The sequence below is a fragment of the Janthinobacterium sp. PSPC3-1 genome, assembly GCF_049896105.1.
Classification (GTDB): domain Bacteria; phylum Pseudomonadota; class Gammaproteobacteria; order Burkholderiales; family Burkholderiaceae_D; genus Janthinobacterium.
This window is the reverse complement of the sequence record NZ_JAFCTQ010000013.1, coordinates 31,136-53,450: the sequence shown is the minus strand read 5'-3', so window position 1 is coordinate 53,450 and position 22,315 is coordinate 31,136. Positions and strand designations below refer to the sequence as shown.

The 22,315-nt window shown below is 59.7% G+C and carries 23 protein-coding genes; 13 read left to right on the top strand and 10 right to left on the bottom strand.

What is annotated here, in order from left to right; all coding sequences use genetic code 11:
• The first annotated feature begins 141 nt into the window (after positions 1-141).
• From ACP7B7_RS15500 to ACP7B7_RS15490, 3 genes are read left to right on the top strand one after another with little or no spacing between them, the layout of a single operon-like run.
• On the top strand, positions 142-1,551 hold the full coding sequence (locus tag ACP7B7_RS15500) for a hypothetical protein (protein ID WP_426077229.1): 1,410 nt from the start codon (positions 142-144) through the stop codon (positions 1,549-1,551).
• A 2-nt stretch (positions 1,552-1,553) separates the two neighbouring features.
• On the top strand, positions 1,554-2,093 hold the full coding sequence (locus ACP7B7_RS15495; protein ID WP_426077228.1) for a hypothetical protein: 540 nt from the start codon (positions 1,554-1,556) through the stop codon (positions 2,091-2,093).
• Between the two features lie 23 nt (positions 2,094-2,116).
• Positions 2,117-3,193 carry a type IV pilus modification PilV family protein gene (locus tag ACP7B7_RS15490; RefSeq protein WP_426077227.1) on the top strand — a complete coding sequence of 359 codons (1,077 nt, stop codon included), beginning with the start codon at positions 2,117-2,119 and terminating at the stop codon, positions 3,191-3,193.
• A gap of 107 nt (positions 3,194-3,300) precedes the next feature.
• Here the strand turns inward: ACP7B7_RS15490 and ACP7B7_RS15485 are convergent, their stop codons facing one another.
• Together ACP7B7_RS15485 and ACP7B7_RS15480 are read right to left on the bottom strand one after the other, a co-directional pair.
• Entirely contained in the window at positions 3,301-3,672 is a 372-nt protein-coding gene (locus ACP7B7_RS15485; protein WP_426077226.1) for a hypothetical protein, read from the bottom strand.
• Positions 3,673-3,754: 82 nt separating this feature from the next.
• Positions 3,755-4,225 carry a type II secretion system protein gene (locus tag ACP7B7_RS15480; protein ID WP_426077225.1) on the bottom strand — a complete coding sequence of 157 codons (471 nt, stop codon included), beginning with the start codon at positions 4,223-4,225 and terminating at the stop codon, positions 3,755-3,757.
• Between the two features lie 1,085 nt (positions 4,226-5,310).
• On the opposite strand from ACP7B7_RS15480, the gene ACP7B7_RS15475 reads away from it, so the two are divergent.
• The 6 genes from ACP7B7_RS15475 (at position 5,311) to ACP7B7_RS15450 (ending at position 12,053) form a co-directional block, all read left to right on the top strand.
• Positions 5,311-5,580 carry a hypothetical protein gene (locus ACP7B7_RS15475; RefSeq protein ID WP_426077224.1) on the top strand — a complete coding sequence of 90 codons (270 nt, stop codon included), beginning with the start codon at positions 5,311-5,313 and terminating at the stop codon, positions 5,578-5,580.
• Positions 5,577-5,918 (top strand): ribbon-helix-helix protein, CopG family, encoded by a 342-nt coding sequence (locus ACP7B7_RS15470; RefSeq protein ID WP_426077223.1) that lies wholly within the window; start codon positions 5,577-5,579, stop codon positions 5,916-5,918. The genes ACP7B7_RS15475 and ACP7B7_RS15470 overlap by 4 nt, the downstream gene beginning before the upstream one ends.
• On the top strand, positions 5,915-6,175 hold the full coding sequence (locus ACP7B7_RS15465; protein ID WP_426077222.1) for a hypothetical protein: 261 nt from the start codon (positions 5,915-5,917) through the stop codon (positions 6,173-6,175). The genes ACP7B7_RS15470 and ACP7B7_RS15465 overlap by 4 nt, the downstream gene beginning before the upstream one ends.
• A complete protein-coding gene (mobF, locus tag ACP7B7_RS15460) occupies positions 6,172-9,135 on the top strand; it encodes a MobF family relaxase (protein WP_426077221.1) in 2,964 nt (987 codons plus the stop codon). The genes ACP7B7_RS15465 and mobF overlap by 4 nt, the downstream gene beginning before the upstream one ends.
• A gap of 135 nt (positions 9,136-9,270) precedes the next feature.
• Positions 9,271-9,714 carry a hypothetical protein gene (locus ACP7B7_RS15455; RefSeq protein WP_426077219.1) on the top strand — a complete coding sequence of 148 codons (444 nt, stop codon included), beginning with the start codon at positions 9,271-9,273 and terminating at the stop codon, positions 9,712-9,714.
• Complete coding sequence (locus tag ACP7B7_RS15450; RefSeq protein WP_426077218.1) at positions 9,711-12,053, top strand: DotA/TraY family protein; 2,343 nt, start codon at positions 9,711-9,713, stop codon at positions 12,051-12,053. The genes ACP7B7_RS15455 and ACP7B7_RS15450 overlap by 4 nt, the downstream gene beginning before the upstream one ends.
• 122 nt (positions 12,054-12,175) lie before the next feature.
• Here the strand turns inward: ACP7B7_RS15450 and ACP7B7_RS15445 are convergent, their stop codons facing one another.
• Positions 12,176-12,529 carry a hypothetical protein gene (locus ACP7B7_RS15445; RefSeq protein ID WP_426077217.1) on the bottom strand — a complete coding sequence of 118 codons (354 nt, stop codon included), beginning with the start codon at positions 12,527-12,529 and terminating at the stop codon, positions 12,176-12,178.
• A 384-nt stretch (positions 12,530-12,913) separates the two neighbouring features.
• Between ACP7B7_RS15445 and ACP7B7_RS15440 the strand changes: the two genes are divergently transcribed.
• Entirely contained in the window at positions 12,914-13,318 is a 405-nt protein-coding gene (locus ACP7B7_RS15440) for a DUF4431 domain-containing protein (protein WP_426077216.1), read from the top strand.
• Between the two features lie 68 nt (positions 13,319-13,386).
• Here the strand turns inward: ACP7B7_RS15440 and ACP7B7_RS15435 are convergent, their stop codons facing one another.
• Positions 13,387-13,803 (bottom strand): (R)-mandelonitrile lyase, encoded by a 417-nt coding sequence (locus ACP7B7_RS15435; protein ID WP_308922884.1) that lies wholly within the window; start codon positions 13,801-13,803, stop codon positions 13,387-13,389.
• A 111-nt stretch (positions 13,804-13,914) separates the two neighbouring features.
• Positions 13,915-14,802 (bottom strand): LysR family transcriptional regulator, encoded by an 888-nt coding sequence (locus tag ACP7B7_RS15430; RefSeq protein WP_308922885.1) that lies wholly within the window; start codon positions 14,800-14,802, stop codon positions 13,915-13,917.
• 101 nt (positions 14,803-14,903) lie between these two features.
• Between ACP7B7_RS15430 and ACP7B7_RS15425 the strand changes: the two genes are divergently transcribed.
• Positions 14,904-15,467 (top strand): hypothetical protein, encoded by a 564-nt coding sequence (locus ACP7B7_RS15425; RefSeq protein ID WP_426077215.1) that lies wholly within the window; start codon positions 14,904-14,906, stop codon positions 15,465-15,467.
• 43 nt (positions 15,468-15,510) lie between these two features.
• Here ACP7B7_RS15425 and ACP7B7_RS15420 read toward each other — a convergent pair whose 3' ends face one another.
• On the bottom strand, positions 15,511-16,908 hold the full coding sequence (locus ACP7B7_RS15420; RefSeq protein WP_426077214.1) for a GntP family permease: 1,398 nt from the start codon (positions 16,906-16,908) through the stop codon (positions 15,511-15,513).
• Positions 16,909-17,049: 141 nt separating this feature from the next.
• Here ACP7B7_RS15420 and ACP7B7_RS15415 point away from each other — a divergent pair, with 141 nt between their 5' ends.
• Entirely contained in the window at positions 17,050-18,750 is a 1,701-nt protein-coding gene (locus ACP7B7_RS15415) for a PepSY-associated TM helix domain-containing protein (protein WP_426077213.1), read from the top strand.
• Positions 18,747-19,061 (top strand): iron transporter, encoded by a 315-nt coding sequence (locus tag ACP7B7_RS15410; RefSeq protein WP_426077212.1) that lies wholly within the window; start codon positions 18,747-18,749, stop codon positions 19,059-19,061. The genes ACP7B7_RS15415 and ACP7B7_RS15410 overlap by 4 nt, the downstream gene beginning before the upstream one ends.
• Here the strand turns inward: ACP7B7_RS15410 and pcaD are convergent.
• Genes pcaD through ACP7B7_RS15390 form a run of 4 tightly spaced genes read right to left on the bottom strand, consistent with a single transcriptional unit; the run spans position 19,058 to position 22,231 of the window.
• Positions 19,058-19,840: a 3-oxoadipate enol-lactonase gene (pcaD, locus tag ACP7B7_RS15405; protein WP_426077211.1), complete on the bottom strand. Its 783-nt coding sequence runs from the start codon at positions 19,838-19,840 to the stop codon at positions 19,058-19,060. The genes ACP7B7_RS15410 and pcaD overlap by 4 nt on opposite strands.
• Positions 19,841-19,849: 9 nt before the next feature.
• Positions 19,850-20,770, bottom strand: a complete 921-nt coding sequence (gene catA / locus ACP7B7_RS15400) for a catechol 1,2-dioxygenase (protein ID WP_426077210.1) — start codon at positions 20,768-20,770, stop codon at positions 19,850-19,852.
• A 51-nt stretch (positions 20,771-20,821) separates the two neighbouring features.
• The gene (catC, locus tag ACP7B7_RS15395; protein ID WP_426077209.1) at positions 20,822-21,112 is read right to left on the bottom strand and encodes a muconolactone Delta-isomerase; all 291 of its coding nucleotides are present in this window, start codon (positions 21,110-21,112) and stop codon (positions 20,822-20,824) included.
• A gap of 9 nt (positions 21,113-21,121) precedes the next feature.
• Positions 21,122-22,231: a muconate/chloromuconate family cycloisomerase gene (locus ACP7B7_RS15390; RefSeq protein WP_426077208.1), complete on the bottom strand. Its 1,110-nt coding sequence runs from the start codon at positions 22,229-22,231 to the stop codon at positions 21,122-21,124.
• Positions 22,232-22,315 lie beyond the last annotated feature (84 nt).

Here is a 22,315-nt window from a genome sequence, read left to right as displayed (position 1 = left end):
GCACAAAATTCAAATTGTCAGACTGTCAGACTGTCAGAGCTACCCCCTCACGCTGTCAGAGAAAACCGACGGACGGAGCTGACAAGCCCGCATAGTTGTGAAAAGGTGAAGGCATCCAACAACAACAAAAAAGAGGATGCCATGACCAAAAAAGCCCCCGCCACAAAGAAGCCCGCGACAGCCACGCCGCCGCACGCGGTCGAGCGTCAAATGGTTGACAGCTACCTGCGAGCCATCGCCCTCGACGACACTGCTCAGCAGATCGCCGATATTCTGATGCTTGTCGATAATCCGTTGGTCGATGTTCAAACCAATGACGCCATCAGCATGATCTTCCATCGCTTCTACAAACACACCAACGCCCACCCAGCCTTGCCAATCTTTACATTCCTTTCTATGGTCTCGGCGTGGTGCGTCGAGAACAAGGCGACCTGCAAAATCCCGAAGACAAAAAAGGCGACAGAGCTAGATACATGGGTCATGCTGTTGAGCGACACCGGGGCAATGAAATCTCTTTCCGCTTCGATCATCACAGACGCAATGCCCCGCGACTTAGCAACGGGACGCCCCCTGGTTGAGTCCAATTTCGTGCAACCCGTCTCGAATGGGTCATACGTTCAACAACTCGACGACCTCCCCGACCATCGCGGTTTCTGGAAGCAAGACGAGGCTAGTCAGTTCATTAAACAAGTGGACGCAACGACCGGCGCTCTTGCAGGCGTCAATGGCTCAATGCTGCTCACAAAAGACCACGGCAGCATCGGCTACGGAACGAAAGGCGATGCAATGTCAGTCGATGGCCCCGTTTTGACCGTGCTAATGATTAACACTATCAAAGCGATGATTAGCGCTATCTCAGAGGAGTCAATGAACAATGGAATGTTTCGCCGCTTCACAACAGCGTGGGCAGGCCGCGACAGCTTCGAGAGCGGCAAATCATTTGCTGACACGGCGCTTTTTGACCTCGAGGCCATCGGCGATGAGATTCTGCAAGACGAGCTTGCCGCCATCTTCACGCAATCAATTGAGGGCAACGCTTACACCTTTTCCTTGCCGTGCACCCGGCTTTATTCATCAACTTTCAAGACGTTTTGGGAGCGGCAATATTCGCGCTTCCTCTCAAACCATGAAGTCTACTATCGGACATACATGATGGAATCATGGCGCTACGCTGTCTTTCATCACATCTTGCACAAGAAGCCGGGGCTTGTCGTCGATGAATACAGCTTGCAATGGGGCTTGAAAGTTTCCATGTATTTGTTGAACAGCTTGCAGCAATTCATCAACGCCCAAGCCAACCGCGCCGAAGTCCCGAACGTCAAACAAAAAATTGACAAATTCATAGACTTCATTCGAGTCAACGAGGGCAAGCCCTATTTCGGCATGCGTGAAATTTCCCGGAAATTCACAATGAAGAAAGAGGAAATTTTCGGCATGCTTCGATCAATCAAAGTCCACGATCCGAAATTCAAAACCTCGCTCTTTGAGCTGTTGAAAGAAGCCGACGCCACCCCCGCCAAATGCCCACGCGGCAACAAAAAAGGAGCATGAAAATGGCTAAGAAAATCAACAAACATTGGGCGCTCATCGAGAGCATGGGCTACACGATCCAGCGCACGCTCGGAGGCAATTTTCCCGCGCAAAGATATGAAGCCGTCCCACTACTCGACAGCGTTGCATGGCAAATCGGCAGCGCAAGCGGCTGGGCCGCTTCCCGGCCACTCGACCACCTTGCCCCGGGCCGGGGCAGCGATCTGAGCAAGCGGGCATTGCGCACAGTCTCGCACGCAAAAGCTATCGGATTCGGCAATCTTGACGGCGCCCAATGGCGCGCGAGAAAACATTGCAGCGTCTGCGCAGACTGCCACGGCTTTCTTTGCCTCGCCTGCGCGACAGCGATCATTACCCCCGAACTTGCCCGCAAATGCAACGGCGAGGCCGCATGGGCAGCAGCCAGCAAAGACGGCGCACTAGATAAGGCCATGGCTGAAATGATCGCAGCAACGCCAGCTCTCCGGACGGAGATAGAGCGGCGAGCGTTGGCCGCACTCATTCCGGCAACGCCCGCCGCCCGCCGCTCTGGCTGGCTCTAATAACAAAAAAAAAGGAGACACACATGAAGAACAACAAGAGGCCAAGCCAAGCCCAAGGCTATTCACTGCTTGAAATTATGCTCGTCCTTGCAGGCGTCTCAGTGATGACTGTCGGAGCCATTCAGCTCGCCGCCGTCGTCTCGCGACGCTCAGACATTGCGAGCGCAACGGAGACAGCAAGCAGCATTGTCAAAGGTGTAGAAGCTCGCTATTCAGTGTTTGCAAAATATTCGGGGGTAGGAACAGAGCCGCCGACATTTGTCGATGACGCAAAGATCGTCGGCAACGCCATCGCGACGCCTTGGGGTCTAGCGACGCTCTTAGCAGAATCCGACGAGCGCCCCGGCGACCGTTGGAGCGTCACTTTTGACGACATCCCGCGCAAGGCCTGCGCTGCCTTTGTCACACAGGCCTCGCCGCTCTTCGCGTTCACGAGCATCAACAAGCAAGCTAACACAGCAAAAGAGGGCGAAGCCGTAGCGCCCGACGAGGCCGCGAAGCACTGCGATCAAGCGGCGAACTCTGTGCAATTCTTAGCCCGCTCGCTACTCACAAGAGCTGCGGGCGTCGAGCCGCTCTTCGTCGCTCCCGCGCCTTCTTCTTTGCCGCCATGGATCGCCCCGCCGCCCGCAAATACAAACGGCGGCGGGCTTGGCGACTCTACGACCCTCCACCCCATCCCCGCCCCGGCGCCTGCCCCATCGCCCACGCCTGCCCCAGCGCCCACGCCCACGCCAGCCCCAGTCCCGGCACCAACACCAGCACCGGCCCCAACCCCAGCACCGATTCCAACACCAGCACCGGCCCCAACACCGGCACCGGCACCGGCACCAACGCCCACCCCGACGCCTGCCCCAGCGCCCACGCCAACGCCAGCACCGGCCCCGATGCCAATACCCGCCCCCACGCCAGCGCCCGCACCGGCTCAACTCTGCCCGCTCGCTCAGGGCGGGGAGGAGGGAAAAATTGGACGAAAATACTCGCCGTGCGACGTAAACAACGGTTCAACGGGCTATCCGAAGGGTGAGACATACACTTGCACGGCCACGGGCTGGAAGCACAATTTTTCGGGGTCGAAGATCATGATGTGGTGCGACTAGACCGAGCGAGCCAACACCGCCGCCGCCTTGAAGCGGGGGCGGTTTTTTTTTCAAAATCAGCAGACGAAAAAAAAGCCGCGCAAGCGGCTTTTTTGTTGGCGAACTTTTTACGGCTTCGGCTTGCCCGAAGGCGTCGCCCCCAAGGCCTTGGCAGCAGCATTGCCAGCTTTCGAAGAATCCGACGCCTTGGCGTCCTGTTTTTCTTTGACATATTTGCGCAGCGCTGCATCGCTAACGTCGAGCTGCCCAGAGTCGCGGAATCGTTGAGCAATCACGCCCACGGGGACGCCAGCCGCCATGGCCTTCTCGATCAAAGGCCAAAGCGGGTCAAGATGATCTTTGAGGACTTTCGGCCGGAAATTTTCAGGAGCTGCAATCATTTCTTCGAGCAGACCTTTCATTGCGGCGAGGTCATGCTTAAATTCGACAACTGACGCCAGCGCTGCCGCTGCTTCTTTTCCAGCTTCTTTCTTAGCCATTTGCTGCTCCTGTTGTTGCGTTTGGGAAATTGCATTATTGCGCACATTTGAAAATCTGACAACGCCGAAGCACTGCCGCAATTTAGCGAGCGCATGCGACTGAACCAAGGGCGCTCTTGCCCGATGCTAAATGCGTAAATTTGCAGCTAACTGTCGCAGCGGACTTCGAGCAATCTTGCTCCAGTTTTGCTGCGGGCGTATACCACGGTGAAGCGGGATTCCATGCCGGAGCGGCGCCCAAGGTTGCTTCAACAGAAAAGCCATCAGGAGCTAAGCCAGCTGCAAAAAACGGAGCCAATGCGGGCAGTGTGCAAGCTGTTGGCGAATTCATAGCGATAGCCTTGGAGCTACCGGCAGCTTTCGCCATTGCGTTAGTGTGCGATGCCGCCGAAATAGTCGCCGCCATTGTCGCAGCCACCGACGCCCCCGCCTCGCTTTTTATATCGATCATTTTTGGCACAGCAACCGCCGCCAGTATTCCCAAAATCAGGATGACAGTGACTAGCTCGACGAGAGTAAATCCCGACTGGATTGCTTGCTTATTTTTCGACATTTTTAAATCTCCCTTGAATGATTTCCCGACGAATTTCGGACGCTAAAAGCATCGCGCATCGACGACCCTCAAACAATCCCATGACGAACTTCACGCGACGAACGGGGCGACGGTTGGCGATGATATAGCGATGACATGGAGACGCATAGGCCACGGGCCGGGCTGGTGGAGCCAGCCCGGGGAGACGGTGGGCCAGCCCCATGCGGGGCTGGGGGCGGTGAACCGAAGGAACGCCCGGCTGGCGCCCCCACTTCGAGCGGCTCGGGCTTATCCAAAAGGTCTTGCAGAATCGAGCGGGAAGCGATCGAGCCGCGTCGAAAAATTCAGGAGCAAGCAGCGGGATATTTTCAAGAAAGCAGGCGGCGAGCGAGCGGGAAAACAAAAAACATGAGCGGGTGAGAGCCATCCGAGACGCGGGAAATTCCCCCCTCTTCGCCGTCAAAAATTTCAAAGACCGAGCGGCAAGCGAGCCAAAGAAACAAAAACACGAGCGGGCAAGGGCCAGTCAAGGCGCCAGAAATTTTTCACGCTTCGCCGTAAAAAATTCAAACATCGAAAAAAAAGCCGTGCACGGGAAAAAATCAAGAACGGGGCAACAGAGAAAAATCTGGCCCGCGCTTGGTGCGTGTCTCACAAGTGAGACCCACCCCAAGCGCTCGAAGCAGAAAAATCAAAAGCTGATACTCATGGACATTACTAACCTCCGGTTAAACACAAGAGCGACTCAAAAGCAAGATCGGCGACACACTCCACACCCCAGCGGATACGCGACAAACCCGCAGCGGCGCCAGCTATTCGGCGGAATGTGCGGCGATTTGTGCTCGCATTATTTGATGACACAGACACGCAGGAAAAGCGTAGAGCGAAATAGCAACGAACACGCGGCAAACCCGCAGCGGCTGAGGCGTTGCCGCGTGTTCGCTGGATGCGTCGCCGACGCTGCTACGCGTTTCCGACCAGCGGCCATTGTGTCCCATTCCAACCCATGAGAGCTTAGAGAGAGTTAAAAGGGGGAGGTGTGTCTATTCTTGACACACTAGAAAAGCGCGCAGGTAACGCTGTGCAAAAACGGGGAGCATAAAAAGATGATTTTCAAAAATTCGGTGCTTGCGCACTTCAAAATCCCGGAGGCGGTGGCCGCTGGGCTTCCGTCTCTTCTGAAATTCAGGGGCATGAGCGAGAAAAAATTTTTTGAAATTGCAGCGGTCAAGTTCTTCGAAGAGCTTGAAGAAGAGACGCAAGAAGCTATGGAAATGTTGGAGAGCGAGAGCAAGATGGCCGGGCAATCTCTTGCACTAGACGCGGCTCTTGCAGACGCTCGCAAGCAAATCCGGAACTCGAGAGGGCAACAATGAAAAACCAAAAAATAAAAGCAAAGCCAAAAAGCATGGCGGCGGTTCATGTTCGCCTCGCCGTCGATCTCGTCGAAGAGCTGGACGCACTGGCGGCGGGGGCAGGAAAGACTCGGGCCGAGCTGATCCGCGACGCCCTGGCCGGGCATTGCCAAGCCTCAAAAATGTCGGAGCAAGCAGAGCAGCGGCACGCGGCAATCGTTCAAATTCTTGAAGAGCAAGAGCGGCGAAGAATTTCGGAGAAACTACAACGCGACGAAGATAGCGCTATCATTCATCAAGCTATCGAAGGCCTCGGCGATCTTCTCGGAATCGAGAGGCAAGAGGAGCCGAAGCGATGAAAAAGCCCGCCCTGGCTTTCAAGAATATGACCAAAGCCCTCGCCGCCTTTCGAGCCGCGAGGGCTTTAAAAATTTCGGCGAGGCAAGAGATTTGTGACATTCTGAGAACAGATGAATACATCACAGAAGAGACGCTTAGAGCGCTAGAAGAGCGAGCGGACAACGCGGCGAAAGCGGCAAGAGAAGCGGCGAAAAAACTTGCAGCTATCAAGCTTGAAGCGGACAAGCAGAAGAAAAAAAAGAGGGGAAAGCTATGATGGCCGCGCCGCATGTCATCAACAGATCAAACGCGGAAGGCGCTAAAAGCTATCTGCTTGAATCCGTCCGCTCGGCTTATTACGTCAAGAAAGACGGCTCAGAAAGCAGCCCGAGCGTCTGGCTGGGCGGGGGAGCAGAGGCCTTGGGAATCGCAGGCAAAGCAGTGACAGCGAAAGGATTCGAGCGATTGCTTGAAGGTTTAAATCCGAGCGACGAGAGCAAGCTAACAACAAACGCGGGCAGCAAGAAAAGGGAAAAGCTGGGCTTTGATTGCGTGATGACGCCGCCAAAAAGCGTCGATTTGCTAATGGCCTTTGCGTCAGAATCGACCCGGGCAAAGATCATTAAAGCGCACACCGAGGCGAACGCGGTGGCAATCGAATGGATGGGGACGCAGCTAGAAATCGGAACAGGCCAAGGCGGGCAGCAGCGCGAGAAGTGCGACGGCATGGCCGTTGCGAGCTTCTTACACTTCGCGACTCGCGAGGGCGAGCGCGGCATAGACCCCAATTTGCACAGTCACAACGTCATATTTGCAGCGGCGCGGCGTGAGGATGGAACGTGGGGAAGCCTCGACGAGCGAGACATTAGAACACTGCGAAAAGAAACGGGCAGCATCTACGCAAGCGTGCTTGCGATGAAATTAGCCGGGCTTAGCTTTGGCATAGAAGAAAGCCCGCGAAACGGCTGGGCCTTCAAAGTCGTGGGAATCAGTGAAGAAGCCGAGCTAGAATTTTCGCAGCGTCATGCAGAAATCGCGGCATACGCAGAAAAGCGAGAGCTAGACTTGGCTAATCCAGCGGCCAAAAAAATGGCGTGGGCAAGCACTCGAAAAGCGAAAGAGGAGCCGACCCCGGAGGAGATGCGGGAAGGCTGGGCTATTCGCGGAGCGGCTTTTGGTCTCGACGCGAGGGCCATTGAAGCGCTCAGAAAAGCGCCAAAACAAAATGCCCTAGCGGCGCTCAATGTTCAAGAGCTTGCGGACGCGCTCACAGAAAACAAAAGCACTTTTGAGCGAAAGGATTTGCTTTGCGCTGTCGCTCAGAAAGCAGCCCGCAACGGCGGGCTATCGCGTGACGAGTGCATAAGAGTCACTGACGAGTTTTTGAAAGATGCGGCTATCTTCGATTTGGGCTTGCACGAACTCAAAAGCGACAAGATCAACGCATTGCGGCATGCTCGAAAAGTCCCACAAGCGCCGAAGCGTCGCAAGCTCTACACAACAGCCGCCGCCTTGGTCGAAGAAATCAAATTGGCGAAGCTCTACGAAGCGGCAACGCAAGACCACCGGCATGACCGCAGCGAAGAGGCCACGGCGGCGGCAATGATTCGCTACGAAGCGAGCATGTCGATCAAGTTCGGCAAGCCCGTGAAGATCAAAGACGAGCAGCGGAAGATGGCCGAAGCGCTCGCAGTGTGCGGGCGGGTCGGGCTAGTTCAAGGTTCAGCAGGCACCGGCAAATCGTTTGCGGCGGGAGCGGTTCGCGATCTTGAAGAAGCAAGCGGGCAGACCGTGCACGGCGTCAGTCTTGCGGCGGTAGCGGCGGAGGGCTTGAAGAGTGGAGCGGGCATCGCCAAGGGCGGGACGCTGCATAGCCTTCTTTTTTCAATCAAGAGCGGCAAGACGAAGCTAAGCGAGCGGGATACGATCATAGTGGACGAAGCCGCAATGGTCGGCAGCGCTCAAATTTTGGAGCTGTTGCAAGCGAGCGAGGCGACCGGCGCCAAGCTGATTTTCATCGGCGACAAAGCCCAGTTTGGAGCCATCGCGCGCGGCGGCGGCTGGTTCGCGAGCATGCAAGAGACCCACGCCCACGCCACCCTATCGGACATTGAGCGGCAAAAAATTGGCTGGCATCTTGCCGCAGTTCACGACATGAAAGAGGGTCGAGGCATTGAAGGCTTGACGGCATTCGCAGCAAATGATTGCTTTAAAGCGTTCGAGAATTCGGGCGCAGCACTTCGGGCCTTGGCCCATTCATACATCAACGACGAGAACCCCATGGACAAAAAAATCGCAATGGCAAGCACACACAAGCAAGCAAAAATCGTCAATGACGAGGCCCGCCGCCTGTTAATCGAGCGCGGCGAGCTGGGCAGGGTGGCCCACTTCATGCAATTCGAGAATTCAAAGGGAACGGAGGCCTTCGCTGTGGAAATCCGCACCGGCGACCGCTTGAAATTCACGAAAAACAAAAAGCTCAAAAGCGGCGAGCAAGTCCGCAACGGCGAGACCTGCACCGTCTCGCACGTGGGCAAGGCGCCAAGCGGCGAGACCTTCCTGACGCTGCAACACGCGAACGGGACAGAGCTAAAAATTGGCTTGCGAGATTATGCTAATTTCTCTTATGCGTATTGCTCGACCGCTGTCGGAGCGCAAGGCGCGACAGTCGCAAAAGCGTTCGCATACATCGACGAGCGAGCTTGTCAGCAAAACGGCTATGTCGCGGCGTCACGCTCGACCGACGAAACCGTCCTATTTGCCTCGAAGACTTTCGACGGCAAAGGCAAGGACACGACTCTAAAAACGCTGGGCCGCGCTCTCAGCGTAGACAAGAGCGCCGACTATTCGCTGGACTATCTCGACGACAATCAACGCAAGACCATCGAGCAAGCACTAGACAAGCCTGGCGCCATGGCCGAGGCACTGGCCGAGGCCAAGCACCCGAAGAGCGAGAGCCAGCCGCCAGCCATTCCAGCGCTCCCCAATGCCTTGCCCACGCCAAAGGCCGAGCAGCGTCCGAGAGCCTTGTCACCAGAGGCGCCCAAAAACCCGCATGAATCCCCTTGGCGGGCCAAGGCCAAGGGCACGCCCATCACCGACAAGCCCGCCGAAATCGCTGCGGAAGCGGCGGGGCTTACGCCGCCGCTCTCGTCGATGGCGGCGCGGCTCGCAGAGCGGCGACAGCGCGAGGCGCAGGCGCCGAGCGCTCAACCGACGCGAGGGCCGCGAGCGTAAAGCAGCCGGCGAGCGTTGCGAAGCAACCCCAAGCGGCGAGGCCAGAGGCCGAAGCGCTCGCCGAAAATCAGGCGCTGAACGGCCTGGCCCACGCTCTTTTCGTGTGTTAAAAATGAACACACATAGGAGAAAATCATGGCAGAACCTCGCAGCGAAATCATTCAAGCGCTCAGGCGCGCCCCGGGCTATGTCGTTCGGACAAGCCTCGTTGTTGCCTTTTTCATTTGTGCCATCATCGTCGATTTTCTTAAAAATGTCTTTGAGCGAATCGCCCAAGCCCCGACCATGGTGGCCCTTATTATTGTGCTCGGGTTTGGCCTCATCGCCCTTTGGCAATACTCGCCAAATATTTGGCGCATGTGCTGCCGCCCCCACACTCACTTCGACAGAAAGCTAAAACGCGAGAGCGGCGAACGCGAAGCGAAGCGGCTGGCGAAGCGTCAAGAGAAAACGAAAAAGAGGGAAGAAGAGGAGCGGAAGCGGCTGGCGGAGTTTGACCGCAAGCAGCGCCTCCGAGCGTTGATCGGATACGACAAGGGAACGAGCGAACAACAAAAACAAAAGGGAGGGCAACAATGAAAAGCACGACGAAATGGGCCGCGAGAGCTTGGCAGTTCCTCGCACTGCTGGGCCTTGGCCTCTTGCCAAGCGTTGCCAATGCGGCGCCAAAATTCTTTGAGGTCTCTTGCACGTCCCGAGCCGTCGCGGATTTTCTTGTTCCCATTTTCGGCTCGATGTTCGCCGAGTGCGGAGGCGCGGCGAACGCTTTCGAGAAGACGCTGGGAATTTTCAACGCTGGAATGTTGACCATTGGCGGGTTGATTGCAGCGTATACGCTGATCGTCGGCACGATGCAGACAGCCCACGACGGCGACGCGCTGGGACGGCAGTGGAGCAGTATGTGGATACCCATCCGAACCGTCTTGGGCGTCTCTCTTGTCGTGCCAGTTTCGGGCGGCTATTGCGTCGCGCAATTGCTTTTCGGCTTCTTGATTGGGCAAGGCGTAGCGCTCGCTGATAACGTTTGGAGCGGCTACATCGACGCGACAAGCACGCCGAAGGGACTCGCCCCGACAATCGTCATGCCAGCGGTCGCAGAGCTTGCCAAGGGCGTGCTTATCTCGCAGCTATGCGTCGAGGGCTATAACAGCAGCGTTATCGACGGAATGAATTCAAAAATGACGACAAAGAGCAGCGCGGGCGCGCGATACTACGGCATCAATGGCGGCAACGATTGCGGGGGCGTCGCTTACAGCACGATCAGATTAACAGCAGCAAAAGCAAAGGCCGCGCTTCTTGGCTCAACAACAGACCCCACCGCGCTCAACGCTGTGCAAGATGCTCACATGTCGGCCCTGGCGAGCTTGGAGCATGACATGAACAAGACCGCCCGCGAGGTCGTTGCATTCACGAACGACGGCGCCAAGGCGCCCGACGTCATTGCAGCAGTAAACGCCGCCATCGCTAAATATCAAAATAGCGTCGCCGCTTCCGCTTCGGTCTTCACGCAAGCCGACGACATGAAAAAATTCATGGACGGAGCGAAAGCGGACGGCTGGATGTTGGCAGGGGCGTGGTTCATGAAATCGGCACAGATGCAGGACGAAGTGCGTCGAGCAATCGCCGACGTTCCGACAGCCTCGGCGCCCAGTCTCGACTCGAAGAGCTATGCGGCGGGCGGGGATACCGGCAAATTTGTCGAAGCACTCGCGGGCATCGTGTCCCGCAGTGGCGGCGCTCGCATCGCAGACAAAGACGTTGGAGAAGCGGCGGGGCGCGTCGGAGATTCGAGCAATCCGCTCTCGCGTGTCGCAAAAGATTTGAGCGCCTCAATCTTCGCCGACGGCGTGCTAAGCGCGCTCACGCTGAACCCTGACCGGCATCCGCTCATGAGCATGAAAGACTTCGGCGATAATTTAATGGTAGGCAGCGAGCTAGGCATCGTCGCGGGTGTGGCGATGATCGGAGTAAGCGAAGGAACGAAAGCAACGAACGGCAGCGCGTGGGGCGAGGTGCTCGGCGTGCTCACGCTCGGCACATCGAAGGCCATTGCGGGAGCGGCAGTGGGCGCTCTTAATGCTGTCGGGTGGATCATGATCGCGATATGTTCAGCGCTCTTCGTCTTCGCCGCGAGCGTCGCTGTATTCCTACCAATGCTGCCCTTCCTGCTCTATTTTGGCGCCGCGATTGGCTGGCTACTGCTCTGCATTGAAGCAGTGATAGCGGCGCCGCTCTGGGCGGTGATGCACTTGAATCCGCACGGCGATGGCCTAGCGGGCAACGCCCGAGCGGGCTATCTGTTGCTCCTTGGCGTGCTCTTGCGCCCTGCATTTATCACGCTGGGATACGTCGCCGCGCTCACGGCCCTAGCGCCAGTGCTCGGCGCGTTTAATGCCGTCTTCGCATCAGTCTTCAAGCTGTCGCAAGTCGGTTCACTCGTCGGCCTTGGCACTTCTATCATGATGATTGCAATTTACTTCGGCGCGGTCGTCTATCTCATCAAGCACGTGATCGGATTCATTCACAAAATCGGCGACAATTTGATGCGTTGGGTTGGCGGTGGACGCGAGCAAATGGGCGAAGCAGCGGCAGGCCTTGGCGGTGCGGGCGAGAAGATCGCAGGCGCGGCAGGCGCGGCCAGCGTCGCAGCAGCAACGAAATCAACCACCCGCCAAGGCGGCAGGGGCGGCAGGCAGGGAGGCGGCGAAGGTGCGGAAGGCGGCAAGGAGCAGCCGGGGGCTGCAACGACTGAGAAGCCAGCCGCACCGACGAAGGACAGCGACAGCCCAAGCGCTCGGGAAGCGTCTGCAAGCACACCAGAAGCCGCGCAGGCGACGACGCAGGCCAAGCCCGAGGGAATCCAGCAGGCGCCTGCTAGACGACCGCAGGCGCGCTCTGTGCGCGGCTCTGGCGCGTAATAGACGCAAAAAAACGCGTCGCGGAATCATCCGGGGCGCACTTTTTTGTGCTTTAACGACAGAGACGGTATTGGGCAGGGGGACAACCATAGCCCGCGTTAGGTATAAGAGCTAGGTTCACGCTATGCTCCGGTTTTCGGTATGTAGGCAAACATGTAGTAAGCACATAGCGGCCAGCCGATGAATCCGGCAAGACTGAGTGTCTGAGTGCCAATAATACGCTCCGCGATTACACCCACAAACGTCCCCAAGATGCCGATGACAAAAATGACGATTGGCACCCACCATGTTGTTGCAATTCCATAATTGACAAGATACAGCAGCCCAACAATCATCCCAATACCAATTGATAGATTTAACGCCATGTGGAATCCCTCGCTATCACCCTGAAAATTCTTGGTGTGTAGCTGCTGGTAGTAGACGAAAATTCCAAACGCAACGTAGAACAAAATGGACGTCCATGAGAACGATTGCATTGCTGACTCCAAAAAATGATTTTCATCAATATAGCATCGTTGCTCTTATGGCATTGAACTTTTACAGTTCAGTCATTTGACCAGCTAGATATTTGCTCTTGCCTGTCTAAAATACGTATTTTTGGCAAAAAATCTGGCAAAAATCCATTTTTTGCGAAAATCAAAAACACCTAAATCGTTTAAAATCAACCGCTTAATACTCTAAGAGCTGACCGTTCGGGACGCAGAGGCCGGAGGTTCGAATCCTCTCACCCCGACCACGTCAGTTTGCACGTCCCTATTGCAAAGCTGCGTGTACATTACAGTTAAGCAAGGTTCATCGAATCGCCTTGCTCACGTCAACATCCCCGCTAACATGAGTCCAGTCCTTACTAAAACCCTGCCATGACCATCCGCCTGAAACTGTTGAACCTGCTTTTCTTCAGCCTGTTTTGCTCGGCAGCCAATGCCGCCGATTGCCTGAAATATGAACCCGATACCGTGGCCTTGAGCGGCACCTTGCATCGGGCAACGTTTCCTGGCCGCCCCAACTTTGAAAGTATCACCGACGGCGATGAAGCTGAAACCGGCTTTTACCTGACGCTCAAGCAGGCTATCTGCACGCAAGGCAATGGCGACCCGGAGCGTGAGCCGCACAAGGACGTGCGGGAAATCCAGCTGGTGCTGACGCCGGCGCAGTACGCCACGCTCAGGCCGCAATTGGGCAGGCAGGTCCAGTTGCGCGGCAAGTTGTTCTCCGGTTTTACCGGCCATCATCACGCTGACGTCTTGCTTCGGGTAGCGCAGTAGTCAAGCACCTCAGCGGCCTCATGGTCGAGCACGCCCACATACATCAGTCCAGCGATATATGACGCGGCTCAGGAGTGGTTCGTGGTAAGCGGGCTCAGGTAATCGTCATCGCCGACCTTCTCCAGCCACACCACGTTCACGCCATCGAGCGCCTCCTGAATCGCCATATGCGTCATGGCGGTGCTGGCCGTGGCGCCGTGCCAGTGCTTGTGGCCGGGCGGGCACCAGATCACGTCGCCAGCGCGAATTTCCACCTTGGCCTCGCCTTCGCACTGGGTCCAGCCGCAACCCGAGGTAACGATCAGGGTCTGGCCCAGCGGATGCGTATGCCAGGCCGAGCGCGCGCCCGGCTCGAAGGTGACGCTGGCCACCGACACGCGCGACGGCGCGGGGGCGCTGTTGAGCATGTCGATCCGCACAGTGCCGGTGAAAAACTGCTCGGGTCCTTTGCTTGACGGCTGCGAGCCGACTCTTTTGAGTTGCATGGCTATTCCTTGAACGTGGTGAATGACGCAGCCACTATAGGCGCGCCACGCTCATGCGCATACCCGTGCATGAATCAATAGCGACATGAGCTGCCGTCATGAATCATGACCTCACACGCGCAGCGCATCGAGCACCACGGTGAACACCAGCGAGGGTTGCCGGCGGCTAGAGTAGTACAGATGGTAGCCGGGAAAGGTAGGGCTCCAGTCCTGCAGGACCGGCAGCAAGCGCCCCGCCGCGACATGCGCGACCACCAGGTCTTCCGGCACCCAGGCCAGGCCGTGGCCTTCCAATGCGGCTTGCACTTTTTGCGGCGTGGTATTGAAAATGCACTGGCCATCGACGCGCACGTCCAGCCGCTGGCCCTCCTTCATGAATTCCCAGGACGACAGATTGTCATAGGTGGGCAGGCGCAGATTGATGCAGCGGTGTGCCGCCAGGTCGTGCGGCACGCGTGGCGCTGCGCGCTGCGCCAGGTAAGCGGGCGAGCCGACCACCACCATGCGCAAATCGTCCGAGATGCGCACGGCGATCATGTCCTGCGCCACCTGGTCGCCCAGGCGCACGCCGGCGTCATAGCGCTGCGCGACGATATCGATCAGGCCATACTCGATATTGAGCTCCACTTTGATATCGGGATAGCGCGCCAGCAGCGGCGAAATCTTCGGCCACACGACCGTGCTGGCGGCATGGTCGTGGGTCGTGATGCGGATCGTGCCGGCCGGCTTTTCACGGGTTTCCGTCAGGCGCGTGACGCTGGCCGCGATGCCCTCGTAGTGCGACTCGATCGACGCAAACAGGCGCTCGCCCGCCTCGGTCGGCGACACGCCGCGCGTGCTGCGTGACAGCAGCCGCACGTTCAACTGCGTTTCGAGCCGGCGGATGGTGTGGCTGAGCGCCGATTGCGACACCCCCAGCTGCAGCGCGGCGCGCGTAAAACTGCGCTCGCGCGCGACCATCACGAACGCCTGCAGGTAGTTGAAATCGATTTTATCCATGATGGTGAGGACCCCTTGATTGCGTTGCGACGCTGTCCTGCATCGGATCGATAAAGGCATGCAACTTCGGCGTGACGGAATATAGCGCGCAACGAGCGAGCGTGGCAATTGAAACGCTCACTGCGGTGAACATCAAGACGGCGCAACCGGAAATGAATCGAACCTTGACGCGGCGGCTTGAAACGATATCCGTCGCCGGTTGTAATGGGTTCAGCCTGCAAGAAGGCCACCATCGACATCACGCGCCGCTCTTTTCGACGAGCTACGACGATCACGTGATTGGGCAAACAATACTCCGGGAAGGCATCAGGGCCATGTTCAATCACCCAGCGGGTCACGGCATCAAATTCTATCTCCTGGGGCTACTCATCGGGTTTCTGCCCGTGATGGCCTTTTTCGTGCTCTTTATTGATCGACCGACTGATATGTTGGCGATATTCACAGGTATCTCTTTGCCCAAGTTCAATGACAGGCCGCTGAAACTTCCGCTTGCGCTCCTCGCCCTGAGTTTCTTTCTCTGGGCATCGTTCAAGCTGTACAAATCGCGCAGGCTTACGGTCGGCGAGCAGTGCGGACTTGTGTTCATCGCGACACTCATCATGGGGGTGGGGTTCTGGATTTTCTTGATACGGTTGCAAAAAGAGCTGAGAGGCTTGGGATGGTAAGCAGTGCTACCAAATCCATCCTTGCCGGTCGCTCAGTCCCCACTCACACCAACCCGGTCAGATAATACGTCCCAATCACCAAAAACACGATCGCCGTCTTGATCAGGGTAATGCCGAAAATATCGCGGTACGACTGCCGGTGCGTCAGCCCCGTCACGGCCAGCAGGGTGATCACGGCGCCGTTGTGCGGCAGGGTGTCCATGCCGCCGCTGGCCATGGCCACCACGCGGTGCATCACTTCCAGCGGAATGTTGGCCTGCTGGGCGGCGGCGATAAAGCTGTCGGACATGGCGGCCAGGGCGATGCTCATGCCGCCCGAGGCGGAACCGGTGATGCCGGCCAGGGTGGTCACGGAGACGGCCGCGTTGACCAGCGGGTCGGGCACGCTGCGCAGGGCGTCGCGCACCACGATAAAGCCGGGCAGCGCGGCGATCACGCCGCCGAAACCGTATTCGGAAGCCGTGTTCATGGCCGCGAGCAAGGCGCCACCGACCGCGCCCTTGGTGCCTTCGGCAAAGCCGTCCTTGATGCGCTTGAAGGCGGTGGCACAGACCAGCAAGATCCCCAGCAACAAGGCGCCCTCCACTGCCCAGATGCCGACCACGGCATTGATCGAGGTCGTCACGGGCGCGTGCAGGCCCGGCAGCTCGCTGCTGGTGATGACGTGGCTGGCGCCATACCAGAGCGGAATCCAGTGGCTCAGCAAAAAGTTCGCCACGCCGACCAGCACCAGCGGCGCCACCGACAGCAGCGGCGACGGCAGGCTGGCCGGGTCGGCCGAAGCCACTGGCTGGGTATCGGTGCCATAGCCTTCGCCGCTGGCCATCACCGAGCGGCGCCGCCATTCCAGGTAGGCCAGGCCGGCCACCACCGTCAGCACGGCGCCGATGGTGCCCAGCCACGGTGCTGCCCAGCCGGTGGTTTGAAAGAAAGTGGTGGGGATGATGTTCTGGATCTGCGGCGTGCCGGGCAAGGTATCCATGGTGAAGGTGAATGCGCCCAGGGCGATGGCGCCCGGCATCAGGCGCTTGGGGATATTGCTCTGGCGGTAGAGTTCGGCCGCGAACGGATAGACGGCGAACACCACCACGAACAGCGACACGCCGCCATAGGTCAGCGCGCCGCACACGGCGACGATCACGGCATTGGCACGCGAGCGGCCGATGTAGCGGATGGCGGCCACCACGATGGACTGCGAAAAGCCCGACATTTCGATCAGCTTGCCGAACACGGCGCCCAGCAGGAAGACGGGGAAATACAGCTTGATAAAGCCCACCATCTTTTCCATGAAGATGCCGCTGAACACGGGCGCCACCGCCGACGCATCGGTCAGCAGCACGGCGCCCAGGGCGGCCACGGGGGCAAACAGGATCACGCTGTAGCCGCGGTAGGCTGCCAGCATCAGAAAGGCCAGGGCGGCCAGGACGATCAGGAAAGACATGTCGGTCGGACCTTTAGCAAAAGTAATCGATTCATAAACATGCCAAAACTATCATGACTTGGATCAATTTCCTATTGGCAATGTCAATTTATCCGCGCCTGCCACTTTTTTTCACGGTGGACGTCAGGTTTTGCGCGCCTGATGCGTCTTCCTTCCATGGGCGCCGATCCGGGCGCCAGCCACCTCTGGAGAACCACGCCATGCACCAGCCCACTCTTCCCTCCCCCCGCCGACTGGCCCTGCATGAAGGACGGCTTGCGCCAGTCGATGGCCTGGCTGCACACCTGGGTCGGGCTGAGCTGCGGCTGGCTGCTGTGCGCGATTTTCTTCACCGGCACGGTCAGCGTGTTTCGCGAACCGATCACGCGCTGGATGGAAGCGCGGCCCTTGCTGTCCGACACCGCCACCGGCGCGCCGCTGGCGCTGGACGCGGCCATCCGGCATTTATCAGCCACCGCGCCCAAGGCCAGCTTCTGGCGCCTGGACCTGCCCAGGCAGCCGGGCGACGCGCTGCAGCTGGTGTCAAGAGTCGGCAAGGGCAACCAGCAGGCGGCGCTGCACCCGCAGACCGGCGAACTGCTGCCCGGACCGTGGGGCCGCAAGACCGAAGGCGGCCGGCACTTCATGAGCTTTCACTACACCTTGCATGGGGGCGTGCCGGGCTACTGGCTGGTGGGCTGGATCGCCATGTGCGCGCTGGCGGCGCTGGTGTCGGGCGTGATCGTACACCGGCGCATCTTTGCCGACTTCTTTACGTTTCGCCCGCGCAAAGGGCAACGCTCCTGGCTCGACGCGCATAACGCCAGCGCCGTGTTTACCTTGCCCTTTTTGCTGATGATCGTCTACACGGGAGTGGCGTTTTTCTACAGCAGCTACATGCCCTGGCCGCTGCAAACGGCCTATGGCGGCGATGAACCCTACGCCCGCTACCAGCAGGAACTGGCGCACGACGCGGCGCCGCCGGTTGCCAGGAAACGCTCGGGCACGCCGGCGCAACTGCTGCCGCTGGCGCCCATGCTGGCGTCGGCGCAGCTGCTGCTGGGCAAGCCAGTGACCATGGTGCTGGTGCAGCAGCCGGGCGACCTGCAAGCGACAGTGCGCGTGTTCGCGAACGCCGAGGTGGGCAGCCATGGCGGCACCATCCTGCAGGCGCCCGGCATCGTCACGTTCGATGGCGTCAGCGGCGCCGTGCTGCAGGTGCAGCGGCCCGAACCGCCCGCCGGTTTTGCCAGCGAACAGGTGCATCACGTGATGGAAGCGCTGCACGTCGCGCGCTTCGGCGGCTGGCCGATCAAATGGCTGTACTTTATCAGCGGCCTGCTGGGCACCGTGATGGTGGCGACCGGCGCCAATCTGTTCATGGTCAAGCGGCGCCGCAAAAGCGCACTGGAATTCGGCGCCGCCACCGGCGCCGTGTATCGCGTGATCGAAGCGTTCAGCGTGGCGGCCATGGCCGGCATCTGCATCGCCTCGATCGGCTATTTGTGGGGCAACCGTTTGCTGCCGGCCGAACTGGCGCAGCGCGACATATGGGAAATCCGCGTCTTCCTGTGGCTATGGGCGGCCACCCTGCTGCATGCGCTGCTGCGCTCGCCGGGCCGCCCCTGGGTCGAGCAGTTTGCCGTGGCGGCCGCGCTATGCCTGGCGCTGCCGCTGCTGAACCAGGCCACCACCGGCCAGCAGCTGTGGCGCTATGCGCTGACCGGCGACGCCATGCGCTTTGGTGTGGAACTGACGGCGCTGGCGCTGGGGGTGGCCTTCGCCGGCTGCGCCTGGCGCATTCACCGAGTCTGGCAAGACAAGGCGGCTGTGAAACAGGTGCCGAGGGAGGCGCGCGCATGAGCAAACCGGCCAAAGGCAAGATGGGCGCCGCCTGGCGCTGGAGCATCGCCAGCCGCGTACTGGCCGCCGCGCTGGGCGGCTATGGCCTGGCAGCCTTGTTGTCGTCCGCGCTGGCGCTGCTGCTGCCGCGCGTCTCGAACGCCTCGCGCGCCGACGCGGTCTTGATCGCCAGCCTGCTCAGTTTTGCGGTGTACACGGTGGCGGCGCTGTGGGTGTTTCATGCGCGCAGCGCCAGCCGGGCATGGGCCGGACTGGGACTGTGGGCGCTGGCGTCGGGGATGATGATACTGGCCCTGCGAGCGGGGAGTTAGGACCGCAGAAACTCGCGCAGCGCGGCGCCAAATGCCGCAGGCGCTTCGACGTTCGACAGATGCGAAGCGTCCAGGGTGGCCAGGCGGGCACCCGCGATCGCCTGCCGCAGCTCGTGCGCGTCGTTGACGGTGGTGACGGGGTCATGCTCGCCGGCGATGACCAGTGTGGGCACCGTGATGGCCGCCACCCAGGCACGCAGATCGGCCTGCGCCAGCGCCTCGCAGCAGGCGGCGTAGCCACCCGCATCCTGCCGGCGCAATGTATCGACCATGCGCGCCACGGTGGCCGTTTCGCGCGCGATAAACGGCGCGGTAAACCAGCGCCCGGCCGCGCCATCGGCCACCGTATCCATGCCTTCGCTGCGCACCAGCGCGGCGCGCCCCTGCCAGCCCTCGACGCTGCCGATGCGCGCCGCCGTATTGGCCAGCACCAGGGCAGTCAGGCGCTGCGGATGGTGGATCGCCAGCCATTGCCCGACCAGCCCGCCCATCGAGATGCCGCAGACCGCGGCGCGTTCGATGCGCAGATGGTCCAGCAGCGCGATCACGTCCAGTCCCAGCCGGTCAATGCCGAAGGATTCCGCCCCCAGGCCCGACTGTCCATGGCCACGACTATCATGGCGCACCACAAAAAAGTCTTCGGCAAGCGCGTCGGTCTGGGCATCCCACATGGACAAGTCCGTGCCCAGCGAATTGCACAGCACTACGCAGGGACGGGCGCGATCGCCATCCAGGCGGTAATGCAGGGAGGTTCCGTCGATGATCAAAGGCGGCTGCATGGGCTCTCCTTATGCCGTCGCGCGGGGACGCTCGACCAGCGCCGTGGGCAGCGCGGCGCTGTCGCGGCTCAAATGAAAATCGAAGTCGATCGAGGCGTACGGCTGGTCCAGGCGCAGTGCGTCGAGTTGGGCCGGATCGTCGATGCGGGTAATGGCCGGCACCAGGCCGTCACGGGTGGCAAACGCGAAATCGTCCCACAGATAGGCGTCGCCATCGATATTGATCTGCGTGGTCAGCTTGCGGTGGCCGTCGGCACTGATAAAGAAATGGATGTGCGCGGGACGCTGGCCGTGGCGGCCCAGCAAATTCAACAGCTGCTGGGTGGTGCCGTCCGGCGGACAGCCATAGCCGACCGGCAGGATGCTGCGGAACTGGTAGCGGCCCTGTTCGTCGGCGACAATGGTGCGGCGCAGGTTGAAATGCGATTGGTTTTGGTCGAAGAACGAGTAATTGCCCATCAGGTTCGCATGCCACACTTCGACCTGGGCGCCCGGCGCCGGCCGGCCGTCGGCGTCGAACACGGTGCCTTGCATGAACAGCACTTCGGCGCGGTCGCTTTCGCTGCCGTCATCGAGGCGCGCGAAGCCCACGCTCTCCGGTGCGCCCGCCACATACAGCGGCCCTTCGATGGTGCGCGGCGTGGCGCCCGACAGGCCCGCCTTCGCTTCCGCCTCGTCGGCGCGCAGGTCGAGAAAATGTTCGAGTCCCATGCCCGCCGCCAGCAGGCCCAGTTCATTCGCAGCGCCTGCGGCTGCCATATACGAGATGCCGCTCCACACTTCGTTCGGCGTCAGGTCCAGGTCTTCGATGGTCTTGCACAAGTCGCCCAGCAGGCGCACCACCACTTGCTGCACGCGCGGATTGGCCGGCTTGTCGGCCGCTTCCACGATCCACTTCTTGACGAGGGTATCGATTTCGGTATGGTTCATTTGATGTCTCCGTTGATGGTGATGATGGTGATAAAAGGCCTGCGAAAAAAATCAGGAATCATCGTCGCGGATCGCGGACGGATGGCGGCACAGCGGCATCACTTCGATCTGCATGTAGGGGAACAGCGGCAAGGAGGTCAGCACGGTGTGCAGTTCGTCCACGCTGGCCACGTCGAAGATGCTGACGTTGGCGTAGTGGCCGGCGATGCGCCACAGGTGGCGCCATTTGCCCTCCTGCTGCAGGCGCTGCGCCAGTTCTCTTTCGGTCTGTTTCAGTTGCGTCGCCCGCGCCTCGGGCATCTCCAGCGGCAGGTTTACGGTCATGCGTACATGGAATAACATGGATTCTCCTTATTTGCGCCGCATTACCTGCAGCTTGTCGGTGTCGATCTCCACGCCCAGCCCTCGCCCGCTCGGCACCTGCAGCATGAAGTCGCGGTAGACCAGCGGCTCGCGCAGCAGTTCCTGGGTCAGCAGCAAGGGGCCGAACAATTCGGTGCCCCAGGCCAGTTCGGCAAAAGTCGAGCACACATGGGCGGTGGCGGCCGTGCCGATGCCGCCTTCGAGCATGGTGCCGCCGTACAGTCCCACGCCGGCCAGGCGCGCCACGGTGGCCACTTCCAGCGCCGGCAGCAGGCCGCCGGACTGGGTGATTTTTACGGCATACACGTCGGCGGCGTCCGCACGCGCCAGCGCCAGTGCATCGTCGGGGCCATGCAAGGCTTCGTCGGCCATGATGGCCACGTCAAAACGCTGTTTCAGGCGCGCCATGGCGCCATGGTTGCCGGCCTTGACAGGCTGCTCGATCAGGTCCACGCCGCCCGCTTCCAGCGCCGCGATGCCGCGCACGGCGTCCATCTCGCTCCAGGCCTGGTTGACGTCGACCCGCACGCTGGCCCGCTGGCCCAGCGCCCGCTTGATTTCCAGTACATGGGCCACATCGTCCATCACGTCGCGCAGGCCGATCTTCAATTTGAAGATGCGGTGGCGGCGCAGTTCCAGCATCTGCTCGGCTTCGGCGATGTCCTTGGCCGTATCGCCACTGGCCAGGGTCCAGGCCACCGGCAGTTCGTCGCGCACCCGGCCGCCCAGCAATTCGGACAGCGGCACGCCCAGCCTGCGCGCCTGGGCGTCGAGCAAGGCGGTTTCGATCGCACACTTGGCGAAACGGTTGCCCTGTATCGCCTTGCGGATCTTGGCCATCGCGCGCGCCACCTGGCTCGCCTCCATGCCCAGCAGCAGCGGCGCGAAATAGGTGTCGATATTGGTCTTGATGCTCTCCGGGCTTTCCTCGCCATAGGCCAGGCCGCCGATGGTGGTCGCCTCGCCCCAGCCTTCGATGCCGTCGGCGCAGCGCACGCGCACCAGCACCAGGGTCTGCGTATGCATGGTGGCGACCGACAATTTGTGGGGCCGGATGGTCGGCACATCCACCAGGAAGGTCTCGATATATTGAATCATATTTATTCCGTATAATTTTGAGCAGCCATGCCACGATATTCCCCGGCATCTGCCGTGTCCAACACTGTTTTGGTATGAAATCGA

Excerpts from the sequence above, each read along its gene's own strand:
- ACP7B7_RS15490 (WP_426077227.1), top strand. The coding sequence starts at position 2,117 with ATGAAGAACAACAAGAGGCCAAGCCAAGCCCAAGGCTATTCACTGCTT.
- mobF (WP_426077221.1), top strand. The coding sequence starts at position 6,172 with ATGATGGCCGCGCCGCATGTCATCAACAGATCAAACGCGGAAGGCGCT.
- ACP7B7_RS15500 (WP_426077229.1), top strand. The coding sequence starts at position 142 with ATGACCAAAAAAGCCCCCGCCACAAAGAAGCCCGCGACAGCCACGCCG.
- ACP7B7_RS15435 (WP_308922884.1), bottom strand. The coding sequence starts at position 13,803 with ATGCAACTCAAAAGAGTCGGCTCGCAGCCGTCAAGCAAAGGACCCGAG.
- catA (WP_426077210.1), bottom strand. The coding sequence starts at position 20,770 with ATGAACCATACCGAAATCGATACCCTCGTCAAGAAGTGGATCGTGGAA.
- ACP7B7_RS15495 (WP_426077228.1), top strand. The coding sequence starts at position 1,554 with ATGGCTAAGAAAATCAACAAACATTGGGCGCTCATCGAGAGCATGGGC.
- ACP7B7_RS15415 (WP_426077213.1), top strand. The coding sequence starts at position 17,050 with ATGCGTCTTCCTTCCATGGGCGCCGATCCGGGCGCCAGCCACCTCTGG.
- ACP7B7_RS15390 (WP_426077208.1), bottom strand. The coding sequence starts at position 22,231 with ATGATTCAATATATCGAGACCTTCCTGGTGGATGTGCCGACCATCCGG.
- ACP7B7_RS15470 (WP_426077223.1), top strand. The coding sequence starts at position 5,577 with ATGAAAAACCAAAAAATAAAAGCAAAGCCAAAAAGCATGGCGGCGGTT.
- ACP7B7_RS15485 (WP_426077226.1), bottom strand. The coding sequence starts at position 3,672 with ATGGCTAAGAAAGAAGCTGGAAAAGAAGCAGCGGCAGCGCTGGCGTCA.
- catC (WP_426077209.1), bottom strand. The coding sequence starts at position 21,112 with ATGTTATTCCATGTACGCATGACCGTAAACCTGCCGCTGGAGATGCCC.
- ACP7B7_RS15455 (WP_426077219.1), top strand. The coding sequence starts at position 9,271 with ATGGCAGAACCTCGCAGCGAAATCATTCAAGCGCTCAGGCGCGCCCCG.
- ACP7B7_RS15450 (WP_426077218.1), top strand. The coding sequence starts at position 9,711 with ATGAAAAGCACGACGAAATGGGCCGCGAGAGCTTGGCAGTTCCTCGCA.
- ACP7B7_RS15445 (WP_426077217.1), bottom strand. The coding sequence starts at position 12,529 with ATGCAATCGTTCTCATGGACGTCCATTTTGTTCTACGTTGCGTTTGGA.
- ACP7B7_RS15420 (WP_426077214.1), bottom strand. The coding sequence starts at position 16,908 with ATGTCTTTCCTGATCGTCCTGGCCGCCCTGGCCTTTCTGATGCTGGCA.
- ACP7B7_RS15440 (WP_426077216.1), top strand. The coding sequence starts at position 12,914 with ATGACCATCCGCCTGAAACTGTTGAACCTGCTTTTCTTCAGCCTGTTT.
- pcaD (WP_426077211.1), bottom strand. The coding sequence starts at position 19,840 with ATGCAGCCGCCTTTGATCATCGACGGAACCTCCCTGCATTACCGCCTG.
- ACP7B7_RS15465 (WP_426077222.1), top strand. The coding sequence starts at position 5,915 with ATGAAAAAGCCCGCCCTGGCTTTCAAGAATATGACCAAAGCCCTCGCC.
- ACP7B7_RS15475 (WP_426077224.1), top strand. The coding sequence starts at position 5,311 with ATGATTTTCAAAAATTCGGTGCTTGCGCACTTCAAAATCCCGGAGGCG.
- ACP7B7_RS15480 (WP_426077225.1), bottom strand. The coding sequence starts at position 4,225 with ATGTCGAAAAATAAGCAAGCAATCCAGTCGGGATTTACTCTCGTCGAG.
- ACP7B7_RS15430 (WP_308922885.1), bottom strand. The coding sequence starts at position 14,802 with ATGGATAAAATCGATTTCAACTACCTGCAGGCGTTCGTGATGGTCGCG.
- ACP7B7_RS15410 (WP_426077212.1), top strand. The coding sequence starts at position 18,747 with ATGAGCAAACCGGCCAAAGGCAAGATGGGCGCCGCCTGGCGCTGGAGC.